4 protein-coding genes are annotated in these 4724 nt (G+C 68.3%); 3 read left to right on the top strand and 1 reads right to left on the bottom strand.

The genetic code is table 11. From position 1 onward, the window contains the following. The 3 genes from LzC2_RS20315 to LzC2_RS20305 all read left to right on the top strand — a co-directional run. On the top strand, positions 1 to 250 hold a 250-nt coding region (locus LzC2_RS20315), incomplete at its 5' end, for an RNA polymerase sigma factor (protein ID WP_171189857.1). Between the two features lie 62 nt (positions 251 to 312). Further along, positions 313 to 1071 (top strand): hypothetical protein, encoded by a 759-nt coding sequence (locus LzC2_RS20310; protein ID WP_171189856.1) that lies wholly within the window; start codon positions 313 to 315, stop codon positions 1069 to 1071. Between the two features lie 78 nt (positions 1072 to 1149). Further along, a complete protein-coding gene (locus tag LzC2_RS20305; protein ID WP_171189855.1) occupies positions 1150 to 2310 on the top strand; it encodes a PDZ domain-containing protein in 1161 nt (386 codons plus the stop codon). 87 nt (positions 2311 to 2397) lie between these two features. Here the strand turns inward: LzC2_RS20305 and LzC2_RS20300 are convergent, their stop codons facing one another. Further along, positions 2398 to 4722: a CDC48 family AAA ATPase gene (locus LzC2_RS20300; protein WP_171189854.1), complete on the bottom strand. Its 2325-nt coding sequence runs from the start codon at positions 4720 to 4722 to the stop codon at positions 2398 to 2400. Between the last annotated feature and the right edge of the window lie 2 nt (positions 4723 to 4724).

The raw sequence follows: 4724 nt of genomic DNA, 5'->3' as shown, positions 1-4724 counted from the left end.
GCGGGATGCCGGCCCGCCGCCCGCCGCGGCGCTGCTGAACGCGGAGTCCGCGGAGATCCTCCGATCCGCCCTCGCCGATCTGCCGCCCGGCGACCGGGACGCGCTGGTTCTGAAGCACGTCGAAGGGTTCACCTACGCCCAGATCGCCGAGCGACTCGGCGTCAGCGTGCATTGCGTGGAAGACCGGCTGCGCCGCGGCCGCGGGCGACTACGGCGGGCGCTGGCCCGTCGGGGAGTGAGGGAGCCGTGACGGACCGAACGCGACGCCTGACGAAGGAACGGCCACAGAGATTTCATTCCCGCATTAAACTGATGACTGACGACGACCTCGATCGCCTCGTGCAACGCTGTGCGGACGGCGAACTGACCGCCCCGGACCGCGCCGCACTGCTGGCTCGACTGAACGCGAACCCCGCGGCGTACCGGCCGCTGGCGCTGGCGCTCTTGGAACGTCGGCTGCTCGACGATGCCCTGCGGGAGACGGTTCGACTCGAATCGCCGACCGCTCCGACGCCGGTTCCGAGCGGACGCGACCGATCGCGACCGACGGCGCCTTGGCGAACGGCCGCCGGTTGGGCGGCGAGCGCCGCGGCGGGGCTGTTGCTGGGCCTGTTCTTCAATGCGGACTGGTCGCCGGTCTCCCCGTCGACCTCTTCGTCGCCCTCCCGCCCGCTGATTGCAGCCGGCTCCCCCGGATCGGTCGAATCGATGCCGACGAAACCGGCTCCGATCGACGAGCCGCCCATCGAACCGGCGTCGCGTTCGGAGACCAACGGCTTCTCTTCCCCGCCCCTTTCGGAAGCGCCCCGGCCGACGCCCCTGGCCCAAGTCGCGTGGCGAACGGCGAACGGGACGTCGCTGTCGCTACCGGTGTACGACGAGCGTGACGTCACAGCCGCGATGGCCGCCCGAGCCGCCGATCCGCTGCCCGCGCACGTTCGAGCCGAACTCGTCCGGTCCGGCCGGTTCGCGGGCGAGCTTCGCCAGGAATACACCGTTCCGCTGGCCGACGGCCGTCTACTGACCGTGCCCGTGCACGCCGTGAGCGTGCGGCAGCCGGAGGTGTTCTAGCGACCGCGTTCCCCGAGTCGTTCGCTTCTCTGACGGCGGCGCTCGCCCCCCGTTTCCCCCTTTCGATCGGAGTCCCCGATGGTCCCCCTGCTTGCCGCCGCCCTGTTCGCCCCGGGTCTTTCCGATCCGCCCACCCCGCCGCAACCGCCGGCGCCGAGCGAGGAAGTCCTTATGGAAAATGTGCACGGCTTCGACGTCGAAGTCTGGGACGACGACTTGCGGAAGTTCACGAAGCTTCCGCCGGGTCGCCCGGCCGGCGAAGTGGTGACCTTCGGTCTCCGCCCGGACGGCACGGGATCGAACGTGCTGGTCCGCCAGACCGTTCCCCTGCTCAGCCTGCCCCGATCCGCCGGCCCGATGACCGGCACGCTGAAACTGACCGCCCCGGACGGGACGGTCACGGAGTATCAAGCGGAATTTACTCCGAACGTGCCGTCGGTCCCGCCGCCGCCGCCGAAGCACCGGCTGGGCGTGGCGCTGGATTCGATGGAGCCGACCGGCGACCCGCCGGGACTCGCGGTTCGTTCGGTCTTGACGGGGTCTGCCGCCGCGCAGGCCGGGATGAAGGACGGAGACCGCATCATCTCGGTGGACGGTGAGCCGTTGACTTCGTTCAAGATGCTCCGCGATGAGGTCGCCGAGGCGGCTGAAGGGGAGAAGCCGTTGGCGGTGAAGGTCGTTCGTCCAAGCGATGACGGCGAGGAGGACCGGATCCTTCAGTTCGAGGTCAAGCCGGAAACGATCGATCTGACGGCGGAACCGTGGAAGCCGATCCCGATCGAAACCGGCGTATTGGACAGCGGGGAGCCGTTCCAGTTCTCGTTGCCCCTCGAAACCGGCGTATTGGACAGCGGGGAACCGTTTCAGTTCTCCGTCGGACCGGCGACCGTGCGGCCCGCCGAGTCGCCCGAGATTCGGGTCGAACGAGCGAAGGTTCGCATTCGAGCCGCACAGGCGCAGGTCGAGTTGGCGGAGCAGCAGGCCGAACGCGCCGCGAAGTTGGCGGAACGGGGCGTCGGGTCGCGCGACGACGTCCTAGCGGCCAAGGCGAAGCTCGCCGCCGTACGGGCGACGCTGGAAGAAGCCGAACTGGACCGCCGAGCGGCGGAGCAGGAGGCCGATCGGTCCGCCGACACGACGGAAATTCGGCAACTTCGCGAGCGAGTCGACGCGCTTGCCGCCAAAGTCGTGGAGCAGGCCGAGGAGATCGAACGCCTCCAAAAGGCGGCGGATCGGTAGCCGCCCGTCGTCTCGTCCGCGCCCCGGGGACACGTTCGGCCGTTCGACGGCCCGATACGTGCCCCGCGGTCGCGGCCACGGAGTCGTTCAATAACGATCCGCGAGGAAGCCGATCTTATGATCGCCCTGCGGCCCCTCCTGTTTGAGCTGCTCGCCGATCTCCCGGTACTCCTTCTCAATTTCCTCGGTGACGGTCGCGCGACTGTCCTTGATCGCGGCGTCGAACGCTTCCATGGCGACCGATTCGCTGTCGGGATGATGGCGGAGGGTGCTCAGGCCAGCGCGGCGGACGAGGTCTTCCAGGTCGGCGCCGGTATAGCGTTCCGTTTCGTCCGCGACGCGGCCGAGGTCCACGTCATCGGCCAGCGGCATCTCTTCGGTATGAATCTGCAGAATCTTCAGCCGCCCGTCGCGGTCCGGCGGGCCGACGTAGATTAATTCATCGAATCGCCCCGGCCGCAGCAGCGCCGGATCGACCAGCGTCGGCCGGTTGGTCGCGGCGATCAGGACGACCCCCTGTAATTCCTCGATCCCGTCCAGTTCCGCGAGGATCGTATTGACGACCCGCTCCGTGGCCCGCGGCTCACCCAGGCCGCCGCCGCGGGCGGGGGCCAGCGAGTCGATCTCATCCAGGAAGATCACCGCCGGGGCGACTTGCCGAGCGCGGCGGAACAGCCGGCTGACCTGCTGCTCGCTCTCCCCGTACCACTTCGATAATAAATCGCTGCTTTTCGCCGCGAGGAAGTTCGCGTTGGAACCGCGGGCGACCGCCTTGGCCAACAAGGTTTTGCCGGTGCCCGGGGGGCCGTAGAGCAGGAAGCCCTTCGCCGGACGGATGCCGAACTTGCGGAAGCTGTCCGGCTGGGTGAGGGGCAGCTCGACGCCCTCTTTGAGCAGCCGTTGCGCCTCGCTCAGACCGCCGATCTGATCCCAGGTCACGTCGGGCGCCTGAATCATAATCTCCCGCAGCGCCGACGGCTGAACGCGCTTCATCGCGTCGGTGAAATCGCCGCGAGTGACGTGCAGCGTCTCCAACACGTCAGAGGGGATCTCCTCCGCGTCGAGGTCGATATCCGGCAGCCTCCGGCGGAGCGCCTCGATGGCCGCTTCGCGACAAAGGGCGCCGAGATCGGCGCCGACGAAGCCGTAGGCGGTGTCGGAGATCGCGTGCAGATCCACGTCGTCCGCCAGCGGCATGCCCCGGGTGTGAATTTCCAGGATCTCCCGCCGGCCCTGCTCGTTAGGCACGCCGACGACAATCTCCCGATCGAACCGGCCAGGCCGCCGCAGCGCTTCGTCCAGCGAATCGACGCGGTTCGTCGCCGCGATGACGACGAGGTTCTGCCGCGGCGCCAAGCCGTCCATCAACGTTAACAACTGCGCGACGATCCGCTTTTCCATCTCCCCGCCGACCTGCTCCCGCTTGGGGGCGATCGCGTCGATCTCGTCGATAAATAGAATCGCCGGACTCTCGTTCTGCGCCCGCTCAAAGAGTTCGCGGAGGCGAGATTCGCTTTCCCCGAAGCCTCCGCCGAGGATCTCGGGGCCGGCGATATGAAAGAAGTTCGCGTCGCATTCGCCGGCGACCGCGCGGGCCAGCAGCGTTTTGCCGGTGCCGGGGGGGCCGTGCAATAAAACGCCCTTGGGGGGATCGATGCCGAGGCGTTGAAATAATTCGGGATGTTTGAGCGGGAGTTCGATCATCTCCCGGACCTGCTCCAACACGCCCTGCAAACCGCCGACGTCGTCGTAAGTAATGTGACTGGCGCGGGCTTCCTCCGGCTCCGTAAACGTGGGGAGCAGCTCGACCTCGGTTTCTTCGCCGACCACCACGATCTCGCCGCGCGGCTTGGTGCCGGTGACGATCAGGCGAATCTCCTGCAAGCCGTAGCTGGGGGCGTTGAACATGCGGCGGAGGATCTCCTCCGGCACGTCCGGTCCGTCGCCGTCGCCGCCCGGACGGCGGCGATAGACGCTGGTGGAGACGATGTCCCCGGCGACCAGCGGCCGACCGGCGAGGGTTTTGTTCAATGCGTCCGGGTTCCCGGAGAGCCGCACGTTCTGCTGGGCCGGCGCCACGGTCACGCGGCGGGCGACGGTGGGGGAGGCGGGCCGCACTCCCACGCGATCGCCGCTGCCCACGCCGGCGTTCGCCCGCTGGAGGCCGTCCAGACGGATGATGTCCAGTCCTTCATCTTCGCCGGCCAGGGGGATCGCGACGGCGGCGGTGCGTTTCTTCCCGACGATTTCAATCGGATCGCCCGGCTCCAGGCCCAAGCGCTGGAAGGTGGCGTCTCCCAAGCGAGCGACGCCCTTGCCCACATCCCGACCACGGGCGCCGGCGACCTGCAACCGGACGCCGCCCGCGGTGTCGGAGTCGGCATCCGGGAGCGGGGGAGGAGAATCAGCCATGG

The sequence above is a fragment of the Alienimonas chondri genome, from assembly GCF_013036045.1.
Lineage (GTDB): Bacteria > Planctomycetota > Planctomycetia > Planctomycetales > Planctomycetaceae > Alienimonas > Alienimonas chondri.
The sequence above is the reverse complement of the archived record's forward strand: the minus strand, read 5'-3'. Positions and strand labels throughout refer to the sequence as shown.

Excerpts from the sequence above, each read along its gene's own strand:
- LzC2_RS20310 (WP_171189856.1), top strand. The coding sequence starts at position 313 with ATGACTGACGACGACCTCGATCGCCTCGTGCAACGCTGTGCGGACGGC.
- LzC2_RS20305 (WP_171189855.1), top strand. The coding sequence starts at position 1,150 with ATGGTCCCCCTGCTTGCCGCCGCCCTGTTCGCCCCGGGTCTTTCCGAT.
- LzC2_RS20300 (WP_171189854.1), bottom strand. The coding sequence starts at position 4,722 with ATGGCTGATTCTCCTCCCCCGCTCCCGGATGCCGACTCCGACACCGCG.